The organism is Microbacterium sp. MMO-56 (assembly GCF_037146215.1).
Classification (GTDB): Bacteria; Actinomycetota; Actinomycetes; order Actinomycetales; family Microbacteriaceae; genus Microbacterium.
Genome location: NZ_JBBCVW010000005.1, coordinates 1 through 23,050, shown reverse-complemented (window position 1 = coordinate 23,050; position 23,050 = coordinate 1). Strand labels below are relative to the sequence as shown.

Below are 23,050 nucleotides of genomic sequence, written 5' to 3'. Positions count from 1 at the left end.
TCCTTCGGGGTCGGGTGATGCGGGGGGTCGGGAGCGGTCAGCGGGCGAGCGCGCGAGCGCGCACCCAGTCGGTGAGGGCGGGGAGGAGGTCGGGAAGGGTGCGGGCCTGGAAGTCGGGGGTCGCCGCGGGGTCGGGGTATCCCCCGACCAGCGCCGTGGCGTGGCCGCGCTCGTGAGCCGGCGCGAGGTCGTTGCGCCAGATGTCGCCCACCGCGAGGACGTCGGCGGCGCCGAGCCCGTCGAGCAGGGCGGCGAGCCCCCCGGGCTTGCCCGCGTCGACGACGACGCGGTCGAACAGGCCCTCGAGGCCGAGGGCGACGAGGGCTTCGCTGATGCGTACGCCCGGCGCGTTCGTGACGAGCACGCGCTCGGCATCGACGGAGGAGAGGAAGTCCGCGAGCCCGGCCGGTGCGACGATGGGGGCGTCGTCCGTGGCGAGGCGGGCGCGACTGGCCGCGTATCCGCGAGCGAGGTCGTCGGCGCTCGCACCGGCCGCGGTCGCCCGCACACGCACCAGGTCGTAGGCGTCGATGGCATCCGGGTCGACGACCTCGGTGCTCCCGCCGTCCTCGGTCGCGGCCAGACCCGCCACGACATCGTCGACGAACGACGGCGCGAGTCCGGCCTCGGCGGCCACGGCGCGCGCATAGGCTCGCACGGGGCCGTCGCCGAGGGCGACGGTGCCGTCGAAGTCGAAGATGAGGATGGGACGAGGCACGGGACTCCTTCGGGGATGGGTGGACGCTTCGTCCATGGTGAAGGACAATCGTGGACGTAATGACCACAGCAGATGAACATCAGGTAAAAGCTGGAGAGCACGCGCGACTGATCGAGGCCGCCGCGAGCGACGACGCCTCCGCTGCGATCGCGATGCTCCCCTGGCTCGGCGCGTCGATCGACGCCGACGCGGCAGCAGGCCGCTTCGATCGATGGGGTCGGTCGACAGTGATCGACGAGAACACGGGGTCGGCCGTGGTGACGGTGGGGCTGTTCGATCAGCTGCACACGCGGGCGGGCATCTCCGCGACGTTCCCGGTGGGCAACGCGGGCCTGCTGCACGTCTACGGCTACCTGCTGTCGACGGAGCCCACCCCGTACGGCCTCAAGCGGGAGCGCTGGCTCGACGGCGCACTCGCCCGGGCCTACGGCCTGGATGCCGACGCCTTCCTGCCGTGGACGCGGCCGGACACCCTGCTGGCCCGCGTCGACGCCGCGGCGAGCGCCCTGCTCACGACCGCCACCGTGCACGAGGAAGACCTCGGCGACACGGTGGCCCGCATCGCCGTCGCCCGATACGCACCGTCGGGACCCTTCGCCCTCGCCTACGAGGTCGGCGGGCGCCTCATCACGACCTTCCCGGTCACCTCACCCGACGTCGTCACGGGGCGGGCGGACGGCCGACTGCGGTGGAACGCCGTGGCCTGACCCCGACGTCACGGCGTCGCCGCGTCGATGACGCGACCCGTCGTCGGAACGGTGGGGCGGACGGCGTCTGCGAGTGCTCACCGGGTGACATCTGCCCCACCGGTCCGACGACGGGCACCACTCCCCCGCCCGTGGGTCACCCCGGGGCGTGAGCGTCGAGGAACTCGTACAGATCGGTGGTGTCGACACCCGGGAACGACCCCGTCGGCAGGGTCGCGAGAAGGGTCCTGGGCGTGCGGACGTTCGGCCACGCCTGATCGCGCCACGTCGACTCGAGCTCGGCGGGTGCTCGGCGGCAGCAGACCTCGACGGCGTGCCGCGACAGGCCGCGGTTGGTGGTCTCCCGCCCGAGGAACCACTTAGTGTCGTCGAAGCGCACCCCGACCGACACCGAGTGGGCGCCCTCGCTCGACCCCTCGACGCGCGCGGTGCACCAGTACGTGCCGTTGCCGGTGTCGGTGTACTGGTAGTACGGGTTGAACTTGTCCGGGATGTCGAACACGACCCGGCTCGTCCAGCGTCGGCAGCACATCTGCCCCTCGATCGACCCCAGACGGTCGGCGGGGAAGTTCACGTCGTCGTTCTCGTACGCCTTGGTGATGGTGCCCGACTCGTGCACCTTCAAGAAGTGCACCGCGATGCCCAGGTGCCGGGTCGCGAGGTTGGTGAAGCGGTGGGCCGCCGTCTCGTAGGAGACCGAGTAGGTGTCGCGAAGATCCTCGATCGACAGGGCTCGGCGGGACTTCGCCTCCACCAGCCCAGGAACGGCGTGGTCTTCGGGGATGAGCAGGGCGCCGGTGAGGTAGTTGGTCTCGACACGCTGACGCAGGAACTCCGCGTACGAGCGAGGCTCGCTGTGCCCGAGGATGCGGCTGGCGAGCGCCTGCAGCACGGCGGTGCGCGAGTCGCCCTTCGCCGGCACGGTGCTCGACAGGTAGAGCCGACCGTTCTTGATGTCGGCGACCGAACGGGTCGACGCCGGCAGGTCGGGCACGTAGTGCAGGGAGAAGCCCAGGTGGGCGGCGATGTCCGACGCGTTCCGCTGGGTCAGGGGCCCTCCCGGGTGGTCGACGGCCCGCAGGATTCCGCGCGCCTGCTCCTCCAGGTCGGCGAAGTAGTTGTGCTCGCGACGCATGAGGTGACGCAGCTCCACGTTGGCGCGACGCGCCTCCTCGGGGGTCGCCGACCGTTCGTCGCCGAGTCGTTCGATCTCGCCCTGCAGGGCGAGCATGGCCCGCAACGCGTCATCCGGCAGGGACTTGCCGATCCGGAACGGCTCGATCCCGAGCGCGCGGAAGGTCTGCCCCTTCATCGCCCGCTCGAGGGCGATCTCGAGCGTCGCGCGCTCGTCGAGCGTCTCCGCCTCGAGCAGCTGGTCGACCGTGGCCCCCAGGGCGCGCGCGATGGTGCGCAGCAGGGTCAGCTTGGGTTCGCGCTTGCCGGTCTCGATCATCGACAGCTGGCTGGGGGCGCGCTCGACGGCGGTGGCGAGTTCGTCGAGCGTCATCCCGCGCGCGGTCCGCAGCTGGCGGATGCGGCGCCCGATCGTCAGGGCATCGGCCTCGCGCTCGGAGTCGGCCTCGTCGGAGGCCGTGCCCGCGGGGCCGAGAACGTCGGTGTTCGTCATGACGGGAAGTGTGTCACGAAAACAGAAGATCGGCAAAACTTCTCGATCGATTTGGTACGGCCGGCCCGCGTTCTTCACGCACAGTGGACTCACGCCCCACCGAGCCTCACCCTCGACGGAGCGCACCGGCCCGGTGCACCACACCTCGGCTTCGCAGTTCCACTGATCCAGTGGCAGGACGGCCCCTCGTCGGCACCACCCGCCGAGGGGGCCCGTCCCCACCACCCGCAGATGCGACACAGAAAGACAGGGCCATGACTCCCACCGCCACGGGCTTCGCGCCCACCACGACCGACCGCCCGACCACCGGGCCGATCCCGACCACCGCGATCTCCGTCACGGGGCCGCTCCGTCCGCGCTACGACGAGATCCTCACGCCGGGCGCGCTCGCCTTCCTCACCGAACTCCACGCGCGTTTCGCGGGCCGGCGCCACGATCGCCTGGCGGACCGCATGCGCCGCCGCTTCGAGATCGGCAACGGCCACGATCCGCAGTTCCGCGCCGACACCGCGCACATCCGCGAGGACGCCGAGTGGCGGGTCGCTGGCGCCGGGCCCGGCCTCGAAGACCGCCGCGTCGAGATCACCGGACCCACCGACCCGAAGATGACCATCAACGCGCTCAACTCCGGGGCGAGGGTCTGGCTCGCGGATCAGGAGGACGCCACGAGCCCGACCTGGCGGAACGTGATCGAGGGTCAGCTGTCGCTCCACGACGCGATCCGCGGACGACTCACGTACACGTCGCCCGAGGGCAAGGAGTACCGCGTCACCGCCGAGCACACCCCGACGATCGTGATGCGCCCGCGGGGTTGGCACCTGACCGAGAAGCACATCGAGTTCACCGATCGCGCGGGGCGCCGCATGGCGGCATCCGGCTCGCTCGTCGACTACGGCCTGTACTTCTTCCACAACGCGGCGCAGCTCATCGAGAACGGCGTGGGCCCGTACTTCTACCTGCCGAAGATCGAATCGGCCGAAGAGGCTCAGCTGTGGGACGACGTCTTCACCTTCAGCGAGGAGTACATCGGCATCCCGCACGGCACGATCCGTGCCACCGTGCTCATCGAGACGCTGCCGGCCGCGTTCGAGATGGAGGAGATCCTCTTCGCCCTGCGGGACCACGTCGCGGGCCTGAACGCCGGGCGATGGGACTACATCTTCTCGATGATCAAGAACTATCGCGGGCGCGGGGCACGGTTCGTCCTGCCCGACCGCAGCCAGGTGACCATGACCGTCCCGTTCATGCGCGTCTACACCGAGCTGCTGGTGAAGACCTGCCACAAGCGGGGCGCCTTCGCGATCGGCGGGATGAGCGCGTTCATCCCCAACCGCCGCGACCCCGAGGTGACGGCGCAGGCCTTCGAGAAGGTGTCGGCGGACAAGAAGCGCGAGGCCGGCGACGGCTTCGACGGGACCTGGGTGGCCCACCCCGACCTCATCCCGGTGGCGCAGGCCGAGTTCGACGCGGTGCTCGGCGAGCGCCCGAACCAGCTCGACCGGCAGCGGCCCGAGGTGAGCGTGCAGGCCTCGCAGCTCATCGATGTGCACATCGGCCTGCCGATCTCGGCCCAGGGCGTGTATGCGAACGTGTCGGTCGCGATCCGCTACATGGAGGCGTGGCTGCGCGGACTGGGCGCCGTCGCGATCGACAACCTGATGGAGGACGCTGCCACGGCGGAGATCAGCCGCTCGCAGGTGTGGCAGTGGATCCACCAGGACCGCTCGACCCAGGACGGCACGAAGATCACCCGGGAATACATCGAGGGCCTGATCGACCGGGTGCTCGGCGAGGTGGAGCGACGCGAGGGGGACCGCTTCGACGACGCGGCGGCGATCTTCCGCGATGTGGCGCTCGGGGAGGAGTTCCCGACGTTCCTCACTCTCGGGGCCTACGCCCAGTACCTCACCGACGAGGACTGAGCGCGGGCGGGGGGCGGATGCTGCGGCATCCGCCCCTCCGTTCGTCCGCCCGTCCGCCCGTCCGCCTGTCCGCCGTGGACCGTCGAGACCGCGTCCGCGCGTCGAGACCCGCGACGCCGCCGCCGGTCTCGACGCCGGACGCCGGTCTCGACGCGGAACCCGGGTCTTGACGCCGGACGCCGGTCTCGACGCCGGACCCGGGTCCCGACGCAAGACGCGGGTCTCGACGCGACACGCGGGTCTCGGCGCGAGGGGCGTCCGACTACGCTGGGGGCGTGACCGAACGCGCCCCTCTGTCCCGGAAGCTGTCCGCCATCGCCGAGTCGGCGACCCTCAAGGTCGATGCCAAGGCCAAGGCCCTGAAGGCGGAGGGCCGCCCGGTCATCTCCTACGCCGCCGGCGAGCCCGACTTCCCGACGCCGCAGTTCATCGTGGACGCCGCAGCGGAGGCTCTGCGCGACCCCGCCAACTTCCGCTACACGCCCGCGGCCGGACTCCCGGTGCTGCGCGAGGCGATCGCCGCCAAGACCTTGCGCGACTCGGGGCTCGAGGTCTCGCCGAGCCAGATCATCGTGACCAACGGCGGGAAGCAGGCCGTCTACCAGGCGTTCCAGGCGGTCGTGAACCCGGGCGACGAGGTGCTGCTGCCCGCGCCCTACTGGACGACCTACCCCGAGGCGATCGCCCTCGCCGACGGCGTTCCCGTCGAGGTGTTCGCCGGCGCCGATCAGGACTACAAGGTCACCGTCGAGCAGCTCGAGGCGGCCCGCACCGACCGGACGACCGCGCTCGTGTTCGTGTCGCCCTCCAACCCGACGGGCTCCGTCTACACGCCCGAGGAGACCACCGCCATCGGCGAGTGGGCGCTCGAGCACGGCATCTGGGTGATCACCGACGAGATCTACCAGAACCTCGTCTACGAGGGGGTCCGCGCCGTGTCGATCGTGGAGGCGGTGCCCGACCTGGCGAGGCAGACGATCCTCGTCAACGGCGTCGCCAAGACCTACGCCATGACGGGGTGGCGCGTGGGCTGGATGGTCGGCCCGGCCGACGCGATCAAGGCGGCCGCCAACCTGCAGTCCCATCTGAGCTCGAACGTCAACAACATCGCGCAGCGCGCGGCGCTGGCCGCTCTCACCGGACCGCAGACGGAGGCCGAGGAGATGCGCCTGGCCTTCGATCGCCGCCGTCGGCTCATCGTTGCGGAGCTCGCGAAGATCGAGGGCGTGACGGTACCCAACCCGCTCGGCGCGTTCTACGTGTACCCCGATGTGTCGGGGCTGCTCGGGCGAGAGTGGAACGGCACGCGCGTCGACACGTCGCTCGAACTCGCCGATCTCATCCTCGAGAAGGCCGAGGTCGCGGTCGTCCCGGGCGAGGCGTTCGGCCCGTCGGGCTACCTCCGGCTCTCGTACGCGCTCGGCGACGATCAGCTCCTCGAGGGCGTGCAGCGCCTGCAGCGCCTGTTCGGCTGATCCGCGCGGGCTCACAGCACCGCGCGGACGCGGAACTCCGGGACCGCGCGGACTAGAGCTCGACGCCGACCAGCACGGGTTCGGGCTGCAGGGTGAGCCCGAACTCCGACTGCACCCGCTGCCGGATGAACCGGGCGAGTTCGGCGACCTCACCCGCGGTGGCACCGCCGCGGTTGGTGAGCGCCAGCGCGTGCTTGCTCGACAGGGCGGCCCGCGATCGCGGCAGATGGAACCCCTTGCCGAGCCCCGCGTGCTCGATCAGCCACGCCGCACTGACCTTGACGTCCGGCTGGACCGACACCGGCGGCGCGACGACGCCGTCGTACGCCGCGAGCGGGATGACCGTCACCGGATCGAGGCGCGGGGCGAGCGGCCACCGCGGGCACTCCGGAGGCAGCGTGCGCGCGAAGGATGCCGAGACGATGGCGTTCTGGAAGAACGATCCCGCGCTGTGCGTGTCGGGATCGGCATCGTCGAGGACCATGCCCTTCCGCGACCGCGTCGACAGGACCGTGTCGCGGATGCCGCGAAGCGTGGCGGACGCACCGTCGGGCATGCCGAGCGCCTGGCGGAGTTGCACGCCGCGCACCGGGAACTCGCCGTGCCCGACCTCCTCGAGCTCGAGTGTGATCGAGAGGATGACGCCGCTGCGCTCCGGGACGCTGCCGTAGTGGGCCTTCAGCACCGAGGTGCGGAACCCCAGGCCGAGCTCGGCCGCGGGCACTGTCTCGATCTCGCCGGTGGCCTCGTCCAGCAGATCGACGTCGACCAGCGTCTCGACGATCTCCTGCCCGTACGCGCCGACGTTCTGGATCGGCGCGGCCCCCGCTCGCCCCGGGATGCCGCTCATCGCCTCGATCCCGGCGAGCCCTTCCTGCACGGTGTGCGCGACCAGCTCGTCCCAGTCGTGCCCCGCCTCGACGCGGAGGCGGGCACGCCCTGCGGGCGCTCCGCCGACGCGCTCGATCCCGTTCGTGCGGACGAGGACGACGGCGCCGTCGAACGGCTCGTCGCCGACGAGGAGGTTGGAGCCGCCGCCGATGACGAGCCACGGCTCGCCCTCGGCCCACAGGCTCCGCAACGACGAGACCAGCTCGTCGCGCGTGCGAGCCTCGATCATGCGTGTGGGAACGCCGCCCGTGCGCAGCGTGGTCAGCTGCGCGACGGGGACCGGCTCGATCTCGGGCATCTCAGCCGTCCAGGCGCACGCGCACCTGGGCTTTGCCGAGCACGGTGGTGCCGTCGACGGCGACGGTCAGGTCGATGCGGGCGGACGTCTCGTCGATCGCGCCGACCTTGGCGGTGACGACGAGGTCGGCGCCGTTCTCGGCGTCGACGACGACCGGTCGGGTGAAACGGACACCGTACTCGCTGATGCGTCCGGAGTCGCCGAGCCAGCCGACGATGGTCTCGACGGCGAGGCCCATCGTGAGCATGCCGTGCGCGAGTACGCCGGGGAGACCCACGCGTGCGGCGACATCGTCGCGGTAGTGGATCGGATTGAAGTCACCGGATGCGCCCGCGTAGCGCACGAGGGACTCGCGCGTGAGGTGTACGGGGCGTTCGGCGACCACGTCGCCGACGGCGAGCGAGGCGACTGCGGGCGTGGTCATGCGTCTTCCCCTCCGACGAGCAGCACGGAGGTGGCCGTCACGACGTGGCCGCCGTCGGCATCCGAGATCTCCGCCTCGCTCGTGATCATCGCGCCCTTGCCGAAGGGCCGTACGTTCGTGATCTGCAGCTGGGCGACGAGCTCGTCGCCGGCGACGATCGGGCGCGTGTAGCGGAAGCGCTGCTCGGCGTGGACGGTGCGCTCCAGCGCGATGCCGGAGTCGGGCGTCTCGAGCAGCTGCTGCAGCGTGAGGTCCTGGACGACCATCGCGAAGGTCGGCGGAGCGACGATGTCGGCGTAGCCGAGCGCGCGGGCCGCCTCGGGATCGACGTGCTGGGGGTCATCGGCGAAGACGGCTCGCGCGAACTCGCGGACCTTCTCCCGGCCGACCAGATACGGTGCCGTCGGCGGGAACGATCGGCCGACGAGCTCAGGATTCACGGACACGCCTCGATCCTACCCGGGGCCCTCGACCCCGCCGCGGCCGCACGGCGTGCGAAATCGCCTCAGCGCGCGCGGCGTGCTCGGATCGCCTTCAGCGCCATCTGCGTCGCGATGAAGGCGAGGAACGCGGCGAACAGGATGTTCGCGACGAGCGGGTCGAGAAGGGTGGAGAACCACGCCCCGAGCGCGGTCGTCGTGCACGCGGCGGCGCCGACGCACGCGGCCGCGACGAGATCGGCGTTGCCCCGCCGCACGTTGCCCACGGTTCCCGAGATCGCCGTCGGGATCATCATCAGCAGGGACGTCCCCTTGGCGACGAGGTCGCTCGTGCCGAAGAGGATGATCAGCGCGGGAACGACGACGACGCCGCCTCCGACGCCCAGCAGGCCGGAGAGGATGCCCGTGATGAGCCCCAGGACGGCGAGGCCCGCGACGGCCCAGCCGGTCAGGACCCACTCACCGTCGCGCGAGGGGATGACGATGAACAGCATCACGATCACGAAGGCGAGGAACGCCACGAATCCCCAGCGCAGCGCGTTCTGCGGCAGGCGCGCCAGCAGCCAGGTGCCGATCTGCGCACCGGCGACGGCGAAGACGGCCAGGATGATCGCGGGGATCCACGCGACGGAGCCGTGCACGGCATAGGAGATGACGCCCACCATCGCCGTCGGGACGATCGCGGCGAGCGACGTCCCCGCCGCCCGGCGCTGATCGAAGCCCAGCAGGAACACCAGCATCGGCACGATGACGGTGCCGCCGCCGACGCCGAACAGGCCCGACAGAAGACCGGCCGCGAGACCGATGCCCACACAGGAGAGGACGAAGCGCGCACCGCGCGGGCGCCCCGGAACGATCTCTGTACTCATGCGCCCGGTGCCTCCGAGATCACGTCGTCGGAGGTCGCCGCCTGCTCGAACTGCGAGCGGTACAGGCGCCAGTAGGCTCCCTCGGCGGCGATGAGCTCCTCGTGGGTGCCCTTCTCGACGATGTCGCCGTGCTCCATGACCAGGATGAGGTCGGCATCGCGGATCGTCGACAGTCTGTGGGCGATGACGAAGGACGTGCGCCCCTCGCGCAGCGCCGCCATCGCGTGCTGCAGGAGCAGCTCGGTGCGGGTGTCGACCGAGCTCGTCGCCTCGTCGAGGATGAGCACGCTCGGCGACGCGACGAATGCCCGCGCGATCGTGATGAGCTGCTTCTCCCCCGCGGAGACGTTCGCCGCATCCTCATCCAGGACCGTGTCGTAGCCGTCCGGCAGCGAGTGCACGAAGCGGTCGACCCGGGTGGCGACGGCTGCCTCCATGATCTGCTCGTCGGAGGCCGTCTCGTTGCCGTAGCGGATGTTGTCTCGGATCGTCCCGGCGAACAGCCACGGATCCTGGAGCACCATGCCGGTGCGCGAGCGCACGTCGTCGCGGGTGAGCTCGGCGATGTCCTGCCCGTCGAGCAGGATGCGTCCGCCGTCGAGCTCGTAGAAGCGCATCAGCAGGTTCACAAGCGTCGTCTTGCCGGCGCCCGTCGGACCCACGATCGCGACCGTCTGACCGGGTTCGACCCGGAAGGAGAGGTCGCGGATGAGCGGCTTGTCGGGCGCGTATCCGAATGCCACGTGCTCGAACTCGATGACACCGCGTCCGTCGCGCAGTGCGGGGGCGTCGGCGGCATCCGGCTCCTGCTCGTCTTCGTCGAGCAGGTCGAACACCCGCTCGGCGGAGGCCGTGCCGGACTGGACGACGGCGGCCATCCCGCCGAGTTCGGAGAGGGGCTGGGTGAACTGCTGCGAGTACTGGATGAACGCCTGCACGTCGCCGAGACGCAGCTGCCCCGACGCCACCATCAGCCCGCCGAGCACGGCGATGCCCACGTAGCTGAGCGAGCCGATGAACATCATCGCGGGCATCATCAGACCCGACAGGAACTGCGCCATGAACGCGGCCTGGTAGAGCTCCTCGTTCTCCGCCTGGAACTTCTCGCGCGAGTCCTCCTCGCGCCCGTAGACGCGCACGAGCGCGTGACCGGAGAACGACTCCTCGACGCGGGCGTTGAGGCGTCCGACCTTGCGCCACTGCGTCGCGAACGCCTTCTGCGACTTGGGTCCGATCACGCCGAAGACGACGGCCATGAGCGGCAGCGCGATCAGGGCGACGATCGCGAGCTGCCACGAGATGGAGAACATCATCACGAGGACGCCGACGACGGTGAGGACGTTGGTGACCGCGGTCGACAGGGACTGCTGCATCGTCTGGGTGATGTTGTCGATGTCGTTCGTGACGCGCGAGATCAGCTCGCCGCGTTGCACGCGGTCGAAGTATGACAGCGGAAGGCGGTTGATCTTCGCCTCGACCTGCTCGCGCAGGCGCCACATCGTGCGCACCATGATCACGTTGATGACGTAGCCCTGCAGCCAGGTCAGCACGGCGGAGGCGATGTAGATGGCCATCACCGCGACGACGACGCCGCGCAGGCGATCGAAGTCGACGCCCGCCCCGACCTGGAAACCGTGCATCGCGGAGACGATGTTCGCGATGTCGGCCTGCCCGGCGCTCTGCAGCGCGGCGACGACGTCCGCCTGAGAGGTCCCGGCGGGGAACTGCCCCGCCAAAGAGGCCGACACGACCCCCTCGAAGATGATGTTCGTCGCCTCACCGAGGACCTTCGGGGCGATGACAGCGAGGACGACGCCGACGGCGCCGAGCAGCGACACGAGGGCGAACGCCCACTTGTACGGTCCGAGCAGCCCGATCATGCGGAAGAAGCTCGCGCGGAAGTTGCTGGCCTTGCCCGGGGCGACCGAGTCCCAGTCGCCGGAGTTCAGGCGCGCCTGCTCGGCCATCTCGAGCTCGTAGCGCTCCTCCTCGGAGAGCTCGGCGGTGTTGGGCGCGCTCATGCGTCAGTCTCCTCTGTGCGACGACGGGCGTTCACGCGTCGACTCCGAGCTGCGATTCGACGATCTCTCGGTAGGTCTCGTTGGAGGCGAGCAGATCCTCGTGGGTTCCGGACCCGACCATCCGGCCGTCGTCGAGCACGATGATCCGATCCGCGTCCGTGATGGTCGAGATGCGCTGGGCGACCACGATCTTCGTGACCTCGGGGAGCTGTCGCCACAGCGCCTGGCGCAGACGGGCGTCCGTCGCGACGTCGAGCGCGGAGAAGGAGTCGTCGAACACGAGAACCGTCGGCCGGTGGGCGATCGCGCGTGCGATCGACAGGCGCTGCCGCTGCCCGCCCGACACGTTCGTGCCGCCCTGAGCGATGCGCGCCTCGAGGCCGCCCTCCATCTCGGCGACGAAATCGCGGCCCTGCGCGATCTCGAGCGCGTCCCACAGCTCGTCGTCGGTCGCGTCCTCGCGCCCGAACCTGAGGTTCGAGGCCACGGTGCCGGTGAACAGGAAGGCCTTCTGGGGGACGTATCCGATCCCCTGCCACATGAGATCGAGGTCGGCGTCGCGCACGTCGACGCCGCCGACGCGGACCACGCCGCCGGTCACGTCGAACAGACGGGGGATCAGCGAGACGAGGGTCGTCTTGCCCGATCCGGTCGACCCGACGATCGCGACGGTCTCGCCGGGCTCGGCGCGGAACGAGATGCCCTGCAGGACCGCGGCGTCCGCGCCCGGGTAGCTGAACGTCACGTCGTCGAACTCGACGGCTCCCGGAGTCGGGAAGTCGGACACGGGGTTCGCCGGCCGGGTGAGGGCGTCCGTCGATCCCAGCACCTCGCCGATCCGATCGGCGGAGACCGCGGCGCGCGGGATCATGATCGTCATGAAGGTCGCCATGAGAACGCCCATCAGGATCTGACCGACGTACTGCATGAAGGCGAACAGGGTTCCGATCTGGACGTGGCCGGCATCGACCTGGATGCCCCCGAACCAGATGACACCGACGACGGTGACGTTGAGGACGAGCATGGCCAGCGGGAACATCAGGACGAAGAGCGACCCGACCTTGCGACCGACGACGAGGATGTCGGTGTTCGCGCCGCGGAACCGCTCCTCCTCGATCCGCTCGCGGACGAACGCACGGACGACGCGCACACCCGTCAGCTGTTCGCGCATGATGCGGTTCACGGCGTCGAGCTTCGTCTGGTACGAGCGGAACAGGGGCACCATGCGGCTGATGATGACGCCCGCGACGATCAGCAGCACGGGGACGGCGACCCCGATCAGCCAGCTGAGGCCCACGTCCTGCTGCAGAGCCATGATGATGCCGCCGATCGCCAGCAGCGGTGCGGTCACCAGCATCGTCGCGCCCATCATGGCGAGCATCTGCACCTGCTGGACGTCGTTCGTGTTGCGGGTGATCAGGGTGCCCGCCCCGAAGGAGGAGACCTCGCGCTCGGAGAACCCGCTCACCTTCTCGTACACGTCGCGCCTCATGTCACGGCCGGCGCTCATCGCCGCACGTGCGGCGAAGTAGGTGGCAATCACGGAGGCGACGATCTGCCCCAGGGCGATCGCGAGCATGAACACGCCCCGCGACCAGATGTAGCCGGTATCGCCGGTCGCGACGCCCTGGTCGATGATGTCGGCGTTCAGACGCGGCAGATAGAGCGAGGCCATCGCGGAGGCGAACTGGAAGACGAGCACGCCCAGCAGCCACCACTTGTAGGTCCAGAGGTACCGGACCAGGAGCTTACCGAGCATGCGCGATCTCCGTTGCTGCGGGATGGGGACGCCCCATGGTATCGCCGGGCCCGGACATCGACAGACGGCCCGGGTCCACGGCACGCGCAGAGATCCGGACGTTCAGCTCTGCCTCGCATCGCGAGGCGGCGTCACCGCCGGCGCGCCGGATCGGTGAGCCGGTCCATCGCCATCGCGACGCGACGCCGGCTCATCAGCCGGAGCCCGGCCGCGGCCACGCGGTTGGTCCTCCCATCGATCACGCTGGGGTTCGGCGATGTGCTCTCCAGATGCGACAGGGCTGTCGAGACCACATCCGCCGCGGTCCGCGGTCGCGCTCCCGCCGTGGCGTCCTCCGTGCCGACGACGGAGTTGAACTCGGTGCTGGTCGCGCCCGGGGAGAGCGCGAACACGGTCAGGCCCGTACCCTTCAGCTCCGCCCAGAGCGCCTCGGTGAAGCTGAGCACGAAGGCCTTCGCGGCACCGTACACAGCCATCCGGGGTGTCGGTGTGTAGGCGGCCATGCTCGCGACGTTGACCAGCATCCCGTCGCCCGCGGACAGCAGGTCGGGGAGGAACGTCGAGGTGAGCCGGACGGGCGCGCTCACGTCGACGGAGATCTCCGCCTCCAGACGGTCGGGGTCCTCCTCGACGAAGGCTCCGAACGTGCCGAATCCGGCGTTGTTGATCAAGCTCGTCACTCGCACTCCCGCCGCATCCGTCGCGGCCTTGATCTCGGAGGCGACGGTCGGGGATGTCAGATCCGCCGGCACGACCGTGACGGCGACGCCGTGGTCGTGGCGGAGGGCGTCGGCGAGATCGTCGAGTCGGTCACGGCGGCGCGCGACCAGCACGAGCGACGAGCCGCGCGCAGCCAGCTCACGGGCGAACCGAGCGCCGATTCCGGAACTCGCGCCGGTGAGCAGGACCGTCTGGGATGCGTAGGAAAACGTCATACCTGGCACAATAGGCGATCTGCGCCTCAGTGCCAAGTATGTATGATCGATGTCATGCGCACCGACACGGCGTGGGACAGACAGCGCGCGGCGATCCGCGCGGAGATCACCGCGACCGCGCTCGATCTGTTCCTTCGACAGGGATTCGAGGCGACGAGCATCGACCAGATCCTGGACCGCGTCGGGGTGTCGCGTCGATCCTTCTTCCGCTACTTCGGGACCAAAGAGGATGTCGTTCTCGGCGACCTCATCGCACGCGGTGAGGCCATCGCTGCCGCGCTCGGCCGCCGGCCGATCGAGGAGGATCCGTGGACCGCGCTCCGCACCGCGTTCGGCGACGCGGCCGAGACCTCCGCAGTGGACTCGACGAGGACCCTCGCGGTGGGGCGCATGCTGTTCGGCACGCCGTCTCTCCGCGCACGCCACCTGGAGAAGCGGCTGCGATGGCAGGAACTGCTGGTCCCGCTCATCGCGGCGAGACTCCCCACGAGCCCCGACCGGGAACTCCAGGCGAACGCGATCGTGGCGGCCGCGCTGACCTGCCTGGATGCGGCGTCGAGAGCCTGGCTCGATTCCGATGGCCGCGACGATCTGGGAGACCTCTACGATCGCGCCGTCGCGGCGGTCCGCATGCCACCGGGGAATGCGGAGACGACGGCGGAGCCCCACTGACCCGAACTCCACTCGGAGACCGGCCGCGTCGCCCGCCCCGTCCGGGCGAGTCCCGGTGACCGGTGCGTGCCGGCGCTACTCGGGGTCGCCCACCCGAGGAACGGCGATCTCGCGTTCGCGATCGGCGTGGGCGTTCAGCGCGGAGAGCACCGCGGCCCGAATGAGGAAGAACAGCACCAAGAGCGACACGGCGCTCACGAACAGGTAGGTGAGGATGTCGGGCATGGCATCAACCCTAACGACGGGCTCCGGGCGGCTCCGGTCCTGGGCGGAGCGCCGACGGAAGCCGCGTCGCTACGATGGGCCCCGATGTCCAGCGATTCCCGGTTATCTCCCCCGCGGCGTCGTCGGTGGCTGATCGCCACCGCGGCGGTCGGCCTGGGTGTCCTGGTCGCGGCGATCGCCCTCGGCCAGAGGAGCTCCCTCACGACGAACGTGACGATCGCGCTGAGCTACGTGGGAGACGACGGACGGACCTACTCGTGCACCTACGACTACCGCACTCCGAAGCGTCTGCCGATGCCCGCCGACATCGCTCAGGACATGAACGGACGGGACTGGTCCGAGACGGGTCGGCTCGTCTACGAGTGGGCGAAGAATCACCACGCCGAAACCTGGACGACCCAGGATGACCTGCCCGCGGACGATCCGCAGTCGACACGCGCGGAGGCGTCGTGGGCCCTCGCGATGGAGCGTTTCGTCAGATTCCCTCCGTGGACGGTCGATGCCGGCGACGGCCCGGAGTACGAGCTGTGGTGGGAAGCACGACAAGGAAGCGATTGCGAAGACGGCCTGCGATGAGCGGTGCCTGCAGCTGAGTGCGATCGCGTGGTTCCCGTTCCGACGACGTCAGTCTCGCCGTTCCTCTCGGTTCAGCGATCGGAGAATCAGCCCTTGCGACACGGCGACGAAGAACATCCCCGCAACCGTGAGCCAGAGGCCGGGGCCCACCACGCCGGTGAGGATGAGCACGCTCACCACCAGGCCGTAGACCACCCCCAGCCCCAGGAACACGATCGCAGCTCTCCGGCGACCGCTCGTTCTCTGCATGCGACCCATCCTCTCAGCGCGCCGCCGAGGCATCCAGCGGCCCGCCGCGCTCTGCCGAGCGTGTAGACAGGAGCCTTCCCGTCACCTCAGGCTTGCCAGTACGCTGCCGACCGCGAACGTGACCACGAATGCGGTCAGCACCCACGAACCGATCGTTCGGCGGCGAGACCGCACCGTCGCCGATGCGCCCAGCCCCTCGCTGAGCCCCGCGATCAGGAAGACGACCGCGACGACAGCAGAACTTCCCGCGAGCACTGCGAACACGATGATCCAACCGACGAGCTCGGGACGGAACGGGCACACCCGTATGCTCAGCGACACGAGGTTGTAGGCGACGATGCTCGCAATGATCGACCCGAGCGCACCTTGCATCTGCATGCCCGCCGTCGTCGTGTTCTTGATCGCCGTCGCGCGGCTTCGAGGCATCGGAATGTGACTCGCCTCCATCACGAGTCGAAACCAGGCGGCGGATGACCTCGCCGTGACCACCAGGCTCACACAGATGGCCAGCAAGAATGCGCCCCCTGTCATGGCGGCGAAGCCGCCGAATCCGGAATTGATCACGTATCGCTCACCGGGCACATTCGGAGAGTGCCCATCTCAGTTCAGGGGAATCGGTCGATGGTGCGGGGAGCCCGAGAGAGCGTCCGCGGCGCGCGTGCAGAAGTCTCCTAGCTCCGCCCCACGCAACCGTCGTGGCCAGACTACGGCGTGCGGGTCCACCGGGAACACCACGACCGGCGGAAGCGGCCCGCACAGTCGGGCCCGCACGTCCCATTCTGGGGCAACCACCCAGACCGTCTGCGGCGTCGGGGTGGCGCCGTCGCGGCAGAGTTCGAAGGCCTGGGCAGGGGCAGATGTGTTCGTCGACGCGATTCTTCTCGAGTCGGCGTAATAGTTCGCGGTGGCGCGGTTCTCTTGGTTGTGACCTCAGCATTTCTTGCGAGGGTCACCCGAGTGGCGAGCGGCCGGAACCCTCGCCACGGACCACGTCGGCATCCCCTTCACCCGACGGCCCACGAGCGTGGGGTGTCCCAGCGCCCCACGCTCCGGACGGTAGAAGTAACCGCTCTGACAGAGTTGCCCTGCGCGTGGACGATCGACTCAACTCTGCGTCGACTGCCCGCGCCGCTTGGACGTGCTGGCCGCCGTGCGGGATCTGCAGCTACGACGAGCCGACACCCGCCCGCTGCGCCATACGTAGAGGACGGCGCTGATGAGCAGAACACCGGCGATCGCGGCCCACCAGGGGAACCCTGGCAGGTCCGGCCTCGCTCCGGCCTGAGCGACGATGTCCGGAGGCGTGGGTGTGACCCGCTCGGCCGTCACGAGGATGCGATGGGAGTTGACGCCGAGGGGTGTACACGTGACGAGAGTGACGAGGTCCTTGCCCGGAACAGGCATCACCTTTTGCGATTCCTCTGGAAGGACAGTCTGGGTCTCGAACACGCGGTAGGTGAGCACGTCGCCGAAGATCTCGATGGTGATCAGGTCTCCTACCCTTACCAGGTCGAGATGATCGAACAGTGTCGCTTCCGGTAGGCCCCGATGCGCGGTCAACACGGTGCGCTGTGAGGGTCCGCCCACGGGGAGAGAGGTGCCCTCGAGATGCCCGACGCCTCGCGCGAGCGTGTCGTCACTGGTCCCGTGGTAGATCGGCAGGTCGACGTTGATCGAGGATACCCGCAGGCGTCCCATGACACCGTCATGGTTGGCGTTGAGCAGTGATTCGTACTGCGCGTGTGCTCCGGGATCGCCGGCGACCGTCGGCAGCCTGCTGCCGGGCGAGACCAGTGCGCCGCCGACGAGGAGATCGTTGTAGCGTGCGGCTGCGACGAGTTGCGCATCGAGTTCGGCGCTTCCCTCGAGGGCCTGACTGCCGGTCACCTCGGTGATCAGGGTCGACTGCTGGTACTGGGAGTACCAGCTCGAGATCTCGGGGTAGCCGAGAACACCGAATCCGGCGAGGAGGAGCAGAGCCGCTCCCGCCGACCCCCAGGGCATTCGCCACCGCCGCGCACGTCGTGCGTCCGCGCGTGTCGATGGCGTGCGCGGTGACCGTGGATCAGCGGTGACGGTCATAATCTCTTCTTTCTGGTCCGTGCCGTTCGACGTCAACGAAGGGGGCGAGGATGCACAATCCCCGCCCCCTTCGGATCGATCAGCGCTGGGCGCGACGGCGTAGCGTCAGCAACGCGCCCGCGGCGATCACGATCAGCGCCAGACCACCGACCGTGAACCACACGGTCCCGTCTGCGCCCGTCAGCGGAAGCTGCGGGCCCTGGACCTTCGTGTTGGGGAAGGTGTACTCCGTGACGGCGGTGCCGTTCGCGCTGATCGTCACGAGACGAGGTGCGCTGTCGAGGACGTAGCCGTTGGGGGCCTGGGTCTCAACGAGGCAGTAGTTCTTCGTGCCGGGCTCGATGCCGGCGTTGGTGTTGCTGATCCACAGCGCCTGCGAGAACGTGCCGTCGGCACCGGTCTCGCCCGTCGCCACCGCGGTAGTGGGCAGCTGGGTGCAGTCGGCGCCCACGGCCTCATAGACCGCGAATGCGGCACCGGCCAGGGTCGTCTTGGCGGACGCATCCTGCTTGAGCACGCGGAGCGTGCCCCAGTTGGTGGTCGGAGGGTTCACAGGCGTCGTCGTGCCGTTGAGGGTGACGTCAGCCTCGTTCTTGATCAAACCGACCGCCGAACCGTCGACAGTCGTCGTGAGTGCTGCCGTGACGGTAACGGCGCCCGCCGTGGCAAGCTCGTTGACCTTGTCGAGGCCACTCGCGGTGAGTGTCACCGTGGCGCCGCTGACGGTGTAGTCCCCGGCCGCGAGTGCGGTGCCGTTGACAGAGATCGCGTCCCACGCGGTGAACGTCATCCCTGCGGCGGGGTTGTCGGTGATCACCAGCGACTGGTACGCGAGAGGGGACTGCGGAACCGGGACGGTGATCGTCCACGGCACGACTGCGCCGGGCACGACGACACCGTCCTCGTTGGAACCGGCAACCGTCTTCTGCGGTACGAACTGGTTCAGCGTGTTCTTCGGGTACACGTGTACGTCGAAGTTCCAGCTCGCAGTCTGACCGTCGCTGCTCTGTACCGGGAAAGGGACGGTGACGAGGAACGGAGCAGCAGGCGTCTTGATGAGGTTGCCTCCCGACCCGGTCTCCTTCACCAGGTAGAGGCCCTTCAGACCCGAGAACGCCGTCGCACCGTTCTCGTCGGTCGCCTGCGTGGTACCGGCGGTGCTGATCTCGCAGAACCCGGCCGGAACATCCCCCGTCGCCGAATCGAAAGCGGCGGACGCGGTCGTGACGTCCGCCCAGCCGGCAGGCGTCATCAAGTCGACCGGAGAGCAGGTGGCACCGTTCGAGGTCCCGAGCTGCCAGATCGTGAACTCCACGCCCTGCAAGGCCGGTAGGTTCACGCTCTGTGCCGAGCCGTCGTTGGGCTGGCCCGTCGGATCACCCGCGTACTTGTGGACCGTCAGGGTGCCCGGCTGATCAGGGACGACCGGGAATCCGGCCGCATTCGCCGCACCGCCGAGGCCGCTCAGGCCCGCCAGCGCCAACGCGAACACCCCCGCCGCCATCGCAACCCGCCGCAACGGGCCCGTGTTGTTCGTCATCCTTCTGCCTTTCTTTGTGATCGAAGCGCGTGCAATCCGCCTGCGCCCCTACTGCTGGTCGAGGAGCGAGCGGGGCCGCGCGCTCCGGGGGTCAATGACGTGGTCGCTGGATGCGTCGGAAGCACCCAAGACAACAGATGTCAGAGGCGGCGGGTTCGTCGCAGTCGTCGGACGCCGAAGATCGCGGCGGCGATGGCCATGATCGCGAACCCGCCGAAAATGTAGGCATCTCGGCCGACCCCGCCCGTCAGCGGCAGCGTCGGTGGGACCACCGGTGTGTTGACGAACGCACCGATCGTGACGACCGTGCCCGCGTTCGTGCCGTCGATCGTGAAGCCATGCGAGGTCGGGTCGATGAGGTAGCCGATCGGCGCCGTCTTCTCCACGAGCGTGTAGGTGCCCCATGTCAGGCTCACCACGGAGAACGTCCCCACGGCGGGGTCCGCATCGGGGCCGGTGCACGGCGCCTGCACGCAATCGACGACCTCAACGGTCGGGCCGGTGCTGCCGGGGCCGGTCAGAGTCCATACCGATCCGCCCAACGAAGCGCCCTCAGGATCTGTCTTGGTCCAGGTGACAGCGCCCGGCCGGCTCACATTGGTGAACGTACAAGTCACGTTGCCGGTGACGGGGACGACGACCTTCGTCACCGCGGCCGCGTCGCCGCCGCAGATGATCCCTGTGAGCTGGTAGCCCGCGATCTGGTTGATCTCTTCGAGGGAGTACTCCCCAGCCGGGAGGTACTTCTGCTCCCCCGTGTCAAACGTGTAGGTCGCGGTACCGCGCTTCGCGGTGAGCTTCTGGTTCCAGTCGGAGGAGACAGCGCCGCCGCCGTTGGTGTTGTCGACGTTCTTCACGAGGGTCAGCGACCCGCGTTGCGCGGTGTTGGTGACTGTGAACGCTGCCGGCGCACCTGCCGCGACCGTCGCCTGCGCAGGCGAGGCGACGCCGGAGGCCCACGACCACGACGAGTCGCGGAACAGCGCATTGGACGGCGTGTTCTCGGAGACCGCGCACGCGGCGGTCAGCGGAATCGTCGCGAGGCTTCCGGTGGTCGCGGTGAGGGTGGCCACGCCGACCCCGGCTACCGTCCAGCCTCCCCCCGCCACAACGGTGCCCGTCGGGTATTGACAGCTCCACGCGCCTGTGAAAGTCGCGTTGCCGATGAGGTCGGCGGCCGTGACGCCGCCCGCCAGCGCCTTGGTGACCGTGATCGACCCATACTTGCGGGTGGTGGTGTTGGTGACGGTGAACGATTTCGTCGTGTCGGTCACGATCGTCTGCGCTCCGGCCGGAGAGAGCACTCCCGAGCTGGCCGCCGCCCAAGAGTAGGACGCGTCGATCAGCTTGCTCTGGGTCAGTTGGGTCGTGTCCTCTGAGACCGTGCACGAACGGCCGTTGGGGATGCCCGCTACTGTGACGGGTTGGGCCGTGGTGACATCCACCGCGCCGGTGAAATCGGGGCCGCAGTTGTACGAGACGACGAAAGGCGTCGTGGACGCGACCCCTCCCCCAGAGACCACCTTCGCGATCCTCAGCGCTCCCACAAGGGGCGAGTTGGTGAAGGTACAGCTCAGCGATTGACCCGAGCCGGGGCTGGTCACAGACAGCGTCGACCCCATGCCACTCGCGCCGTTGGTGCAACTCCAACTCGTCGAATACGCGCTGAGCGACCCGGATGCGGCCGTCTCCGTCATCGTGAGGGCGGTCCCGGATGGAACCGGGACGGGGCCGATCTGCTGGGCCTGAATGCCGTTCGAGGTGCCGCTCGTCGTGGCGGTGGCGACCGTGGTCGGACCGTTCTTGAGCGTCATCGTGAACTGGTCGCTCGATGCGGCCCGGCCCACGACGTTCTTGAGCACCGTCACGTTCGCCGGAGAACTGCAGCTGGCCAGGTCGGTGCTGCTGGACAAGGTGGTCGTCGACGTGGACACATACGTCCATGTCGTCGGGTCGTACTTGCGGACGGTGTCCGAGCTGCCCAAGAACACGGTGCCGTCGCCGTTGAACGCGAGCCCGTTGACCGTGCCGAAGCCCGTCAACGTGAAGGATGCAGACGCGGAGCGATTGATCTGGTTGCCGGGGCTCGCGAGCGCGTTGGCGAGGGTCGCCGCTGTCACTGAGTAGATGTTGACCGAGGTCCCCGAGCGCACGACGTAGAGATTGCCCGCTGAGTCGAAGGCCATGTCTCCGTTGGCGGTGGTCGTGCTGCTGCTCAAGCCGGTGTCGATGTAGCCGACGAACATCGTTGCGTTGGTAGTCGGATCGAAGTCGTAGAGCCGGAACACGAGGCGCGAGCCCATGTCGTGGTATCCGCCGAACAAGAAGTGGCCCGTCACGAGGTTGACGGCACCTGCTATCAGGGACCGAGAGTTGTTGGTGGTGGATGCTGTGTTCGGCAGCGAGACCCAGGATTTCGTTGCCGGCGTGTAGCGCAGGATGGATGCAACGTTCTGGCCCACACGGCCGGCCCGGTCATACGCGTAGGCGACATCGCCGTTCGCCCCCACAGCCAGCCCGTTGACGTCGGAGACCCCCGTCCAGCTGCCCACCGTCGTGACAGCCGACCCCGAGATCTGCCGCACGGCGCCCCCCGCCGAGACGGAATACAGCGTGTCGGCCTGGCAGAGCAACGGGTTCCCGGCGGCCCGGGGCACAGCTGCGTCGCGGGGCGCGCTCAGCGTGGGCTGCTGCGGAGCAAGGGGATCCTCGATCGACGAGGGCTGCGAAGCCTGGCTAGATGACTCACTCGAAGTCGGCGCCTCAGGCGAGAGCGGGTCTTGCGGGGGCTCCCCCGTTGTGGGGCCAGTCGCGTTCACGGGGACTTCGCTCACACCCGTGGCACTCGGTGATGGCGACGCTTCCGCCGCAAGTGCGACCGGCGCGTTCCATGACAAAGCGATGGTGAGCGTCAGCACAGTCACGAGGCCAGCCGTAAAGGACAATTTTCGCAGCACCACTGGCCACAGACGCCGCCGACCGCGTCGGCTTTCCCCGGTCGGAACAAGTCCGAAAATGTCACGAGCGTCGCTCATGATCCCCACAACCTGTCACATCGTCGAGCGAGCTCCCACCTCACCCGATGGCAACGGACACCCCAGCCCGTTCAGTCGAGCGCAGCCCCCCGGCCATCGACTCGACCACTTCCGAACGTAGCCCGACCATGTGATAGCGAACACAGCCGGGTCGCCGTGAAAAACGGATCGGTGACGGGTTGACCCGCCCCACGGGCGTGGTGCCAGTCACCTCCTCGTGCAGCAGTCCCCAGCTCCACTCCCGCCTTCGCGAACTGCAGATCACGAAGCACGAAGTTCGGTCACATCTGGGTCGACGACGACGGACACCTCCTCCAGGTCACCCACGAGCTCCAGCCCCTAGTCGCAGCCATCCGCGACGCCGCCCTCCACACCGCCACCAACAAGAAAAGCGCCGGAGAGATCTCCGACGCTTCCTCTTCCGAACGCCTCGACCTTTATCTCAAGGTCATTTGTTCGAGTAAAACTAGTTCGGTAGCGGGAGCGGGGCTTGAACCCGCGACCTCACGATTCTCAGCCGGTGTCTTCCAGTGCATTCCTTTGCCTTCCATTTATCCCGCTTGATCTGCGCTTTCGGGCCGCAGT

At 68.8% G+C, this 23,050-nt stretch carries 20 protein-coding genes and 1 tRNA gene; 5 read left to right on the top strand and 16 right to left on the bottom strand.

What is annotated here, in order from left to right:
- Window positions 1-37 precede the first annotated feature (37 nt).
- Entirely contained in the window at window positions 38-718 is a 681-nt protein-coding gene (locus tag WFI00_RS06060) for an HAD family hydrolase (protein ID WP_336631436.1), read from the bottom strand.
- 59 nt (window positions 719-777) lie between these two features.
- Here WFI00_RS06060 and WFI00_RS06055 point away from each other — a divergent pair, with 59 nt between their 5' ends.
- The gene (locus WFI00_RS06055; RefSeq protein ID WP_336631435.1) at window positions 778-1,425 is read left to right on the top strand and encodes an amino acid deaminase; all 648 of its coding nucleotides are present in this window, start codon (window positions 778-780) and stop codon (window positions 1,423-1,425) included.
- Window positions 1,426-1,561: 136 nt separating this feature from the next.
- Here WFI00_RS06055 and WFI00_RS06050 read toward each other — a convergent pair whose 3' ends face one another.
- Entirely contained in the window at window positions 1,562-3,052 is a 1,491-nt protein-coding gene (locus WFI00_RS06050) for a helix-turn-helix domain-containing protein (protein WP_336631434.1), read from the bottom strand.
- Between the two features lie 254 nt (window positions 3,053-3,306).
- Here WFI00_RS06050 and aceB point away from each other — a divergent pair, with 254 nt between their 5' ends.
- Together aceB and WFI00_RS06040 are read left to right on the top strand one after the other, a co-directional pair.
- Window positions 3,307-4,974 (top strand): malate synthase A, encoded by a 1,668-nt coding sequence (gene aceB, locus WFI00_RS06045; protein ID WP_336631433.1) that lies wholly within the window; start codon window positions 3,307-3,309, stop codon window positions 4,972-4,974.
- Window positions 4,975-5,249: 275 nt separating this feature from the next.
- Window positions 5,250-6,449: a pyridoxal phosphate-dependent aminotransferase gene (locus tag WFI00_RS06040; protein WP_336631432.1), complete on the top strand. Its 1,200-nt coding sequence runs from the start codon at window positions 5,250-5,252 to the stop codon at window positions 6,447-6,449.
- Between the two features lie 52 nt (window positions 6,450-6,501).
- Here WFI00_RS06040 and WFI00_RS06035 read toward each other — a convergent pair whose 3' ends face one another.
- From WFI00_RS06035 to WFI00_RS06005, 7 genes are all read right to left on the bottom strand, one after another.
- The gene (locus WFI00_RS06035; RefSeq protein ID WP_336631431.1) at window positions 6,502-7,638 is read right to left on the bottom strand and encodes a UDP-N-acetylmuramate dehydrogenase; all 1,137 of its coding nucleotides are present in this window, start codon (window positions 7,636-7,638) and stop codon (window positions 6,502-6,504) included.
- 1 nt (window position 7,639) lies between these two features.
- A complete protein-coding gene (locus WFI00_RS06030) occupies window positions 7,640-8,062 on the bottom strand; it encodes a MaoC/PaaZ C-terminal domain-containing protein (RefSeq protein ID WP_336631430.1) in 423 nt (140 codons plus the stop codon).
- Complete coding sequence (locus WFI00_RS06025; RefSeq protein ID WP_336631429.1) at window positions 8,059-8,508, bottom strand: FAS1-like dehydratase domain-containing protein; 450 nt, start codon at window positions 8,506-8,508, stop codon at window positions 8,059-8,061. Before WFI00_RS06025 ends, WFI00_RS06030 begins: the two co-directional genes overlap by 4 nt.
- A 59-nt stretch (window positions 8,509-8,567) precedes the next feature.
- Window positions 8,568-9,371, bottom strand: a complete 804-nt coding sequence (locus WFI00_RS06020) for a sulfite exporter TauE/SafE family protein (protein ID WP_336631428.1) — start codon at window positions 9,369-9,371, stop codon at window positions 8,568-8,570.
- On the bottom strand, window positions 9,368-11,392 hold the full coding sequence (locus WFI00_RS06015; RefSeq protein ID WP_336631427.1) for an ABC transporter ATP-binding protein: 2,025 nt from the start codon (window positions 11,390-11,392) through the stop codon (window positions 9,368-9,370). The genes WFI00_RS06020 and WFI00_RS06015 overlap by 4 nt, the downstream gene beginning before the upstream one ends.
- 31 nt (window positions 11,393-11,423) lie before the next feature.
- Window positions 11,424-13,151, bottom strand: a complete 1,728-nt coding sequence (locus tag WFI00_RS06010; protein ID WP_336631426.1) for an ABC transporter ATP-binding protein — start codon at window positions 13,149-13,151, stop codon at window positions 11,424-11,426.
- Window positions 13,152-13,282: 131 nt separating this feature from the next.
- The gene (locus WFI00_RS06005) at window positions 13,283-14,086 is read right to left on the bottom strand and encodes an SDR family NAD(P)-dependent oxidoreductase (protein ID WP_336631425.1); all 804 of its coding nucleotides are present in this window, start codon (window positions 14,084-14,086) and stop codon (window positions 13,283-13,285) included.
- A 54-nt stretch (window positions 14,087-14,140) separates the two neighbouring features.
- Between WFI00_RS06005 and WFI00_RS06000 the strand changes: the two genes are divergently transcribed.
- The gene (locus tag WFI00_RS06000) at window positions 14,141-14,758 is read left to right on the top strand and encodes a TetR/AcrR family transcriptional regulator (RefSeq protein ID WP_336631424.1); all 618 of its coding nucleotides are present in this window, start codon (window positions 14,141-14,143) and stop codon (window positions 14,756-14,758) included.
- A 75-nt stretch (window positions 14,759-14,833) separates the two neighbouring features.
- Here WFI00_RS06000 and WFI00_RS05995 read toward each other — a convergent pair whose 3' ends face one another.
- Window positions 14,834-14,983 (bottom strand): hypothetical protein, encoded by a 150-nt coding sequence (locus WFI00_RS05995; protein WP_336631423.1) that lies wholly within the window; start codon window positions 14,981-14,983, stop codon window positions 14,834-14,836.
- Window positions 14,984-15,067: 84 nt separating this feature from the next.
- Here WFI00_RS05995 and WFI00_RS05990 point away from each other — a divergent pair, with 84 nt between their 5' ends.
- On the top strand, window positions 15,068-15,559 hold the full coding sequence (locus WFI00_RS05990; RefSeq protein WP_336631422.1) for a hypothetical protein: 492 nt from the start codon (window positions 15,068-15,070) through the stop codon (window positions 15,557-15,559).
- Between the two features lie 48 nt (window positions 15,560-15,607).
- Here the strand turns inward: WFI00_RS05990 and WFI00_RS05985 are convergent, their stop codons facing one another.
- The 6 genes from WFI00_RS05985 to WFI00_RS05960 all read right to left on the bottom strand — a co-directional run bounded on the left by WFI00_RS05985 (window position 15,608) and on the right by WFI00_RS05960 (window position 23,026).
- Window positions 15,608-15,808, bottom strand: a complete 201-nt coding sequence (locus WFI00_RS05985) for a hypothetical protein (RefSeq protein WP_336631421.1) — start codon at window positions 15,806-15,808, stop codon at window positions 15,608-15,610.
- Window positions 15,809-15,889: 81 nt separating this feature from the next.
- Window positions 15,890-16,372, bottom strand: a complete 483-nt coding sequence (locus WFI00_RS05980; RefSeq protein WP_336631420.1) for a hypothetical protein — start codon at window positions 16,370-16,372, stop codon at window positions 15,890-15,892.
- A 540-nt stretch (window positions 16,373-16,912) separates the two neighbouring features.
- On the bottom strand, window positions 16,913-17,812 hold the full coding sequence (locus WFI00_RS05975; protein WP_336631419.1) for a class C sortase: 900 nt from the start codon (window positions 17,810-17,812) through the stop codon (window positions 16,913-16,915).
- 157 nt (window positions 17,813-17,969) lie between these two features.
- The gene (locus WFI00_RS05970; protein ID WP_336631418.1) at window positions 17,970-19,430 is read right to left on the bottom strand and encodes a SpaH/EbpB family LPXTG-anchored major pilin; all 1,461 of its coding nucleotides are present in this window, start codon (window positions 19,428-19,430) and stop codon (window positions 17,970-17,972) included.
- 140 nt (window positions 19,431-19,570) lie between these two features.
- Complete coding sequence (locus WFI00_RS05965; protein WP_336642278.1) at window positions 19,571-22,354, bottom strand: DUF5979 domain-containing protein; 2,784 nt, start codon at window positions 22,352-22,354, stop codon at window positions 19,571-19,573.
- Window positions 22,355-22,940: 586 nt separating this feature from the next.
- Window positions 22,941-23,026: transfer RNA gene (locus tag WFI00_RS05960), tRNA-OTHER, on the bottom strand.
- Between the last annotated feature and the right edge of the window lie 24 nt (window positions 23,027-23,050).

What these genes read in the sequence shown, in the direction of transcription:
- WFI00_RS06000 (WP_336631424.1), top strand. Translation starts at nt 14,141, where the DNA reads ATGCGCACCGACACGGCGTGGGACAGACAGCGCGCGGCGATCCGCGCG.
- aceB (WP_336631433.1), top strand. Translation starts at nt 3,307, where the DNA reads ATGACTCCCACCGCCACGGGCTTCGCGCCCACCACGACCGACCGCCCG.
- WFI00_RS05970 (WP_336631418.1), bottom strand. Translation starts at nt 19,430, where the DNA reads ATGACGAACAACACGGGCCCGTTGCGGCGGGTTGCGATGGCGGCGGGG.
- WFI00_RS06050 (WP_336631434.1), bottom strand. Translation starts at nt 3,052, where the DNA reads ATGACGAACACCGACGTTCTCGGCCCCGCGGGCACGGCCTCCGACGAG.
- WFI00_RS06005 (WP_336631425.1), bottom strand. Translation starts at nt 14,086, where the DNA reads ATGACGTTTTCCTACGCATCCCAGACGGTCCTGCTCACCGGCGCGAGT.
- WFI00_RS06055 (WP_336631435.1), top strand. Translation starts at nt 778, where the DNA reads ATGACCACAGCAGATGAACATCAGGTAAAAGCTGGAGAGCACGCGCGA.
- WFI00_RS05975 (WP_336631419.1), bottom strand. Translation starts at nt 17,812, where the DNA reads ATGCCCTGGGGGTCGGCGGGAGCGGCTCTGCTCCTCCTCGCCGGATTC.
- WFI00_RS06030 (WP_336631430.1), bottom strand. Translation starts at nt 8,062, where the DNA reads ATGACCACGCCCGCAGTCGCCTCGCTCGCCGTCGGCGACGTGGTCGCC.
- WFI00_RS05995 (WP_336631423.1), bottom strand. Translation starts at nt 14,983, where the DNA reads ATGCCCGACATCCTCACCTACCTGTTCGTGAGCGCCGTGTCGCTCTTG.
- WFI00_RS06020 (WP_336631428.1), bottom strand. Translation starts at nt 9,371, where the DNA reads ATGAGTACAGAGATCGTTCCGGGGCGCCCGCGCGGTGCGCGCTTCGTC.
- WFI00_RS05990 (WP_336631422.1), top strand. Translation starts at nt 15,068, where the DNA reads ATGTCCAGCGATTCCCGGTTATCTCCCCCGCGGCGTCGTCGGTGGCTG.
- WFI00_RS06010 (WP_336631426.1), bottom strand. Translation starts at nt 13,151, where the DNA reads ATGCTCGGTAAGCTCCTGGTCCGGTACCTCTGGACCTACAAGTGGTGG.
- WFI00_RS05985 (WP_336631421.1), bottom strand. Translation starts at nt 15,808, where the DNA reads ATGCAGAGAACGAGCGGTCGCCGGAGAGCTGCGATCGTGTTCCTGGGG.
- WFI00_RS06015 (WP_336631427.1), bottom strand. Translation starts at nt 11,392, where the DNA reads ATGAGCGCGCCCAACACCGCCGAGCTCTCCGAGGAGGAGCGCTACGAG.
- WFI00_RS06035 (WP_336631431.1), bottom strand. Translation starts at nt 7,638, where the DNA reads ATGCCCGAGATCGAGCCGGTCCCCGTCGCGCAGCTGACCACGCTGCGC.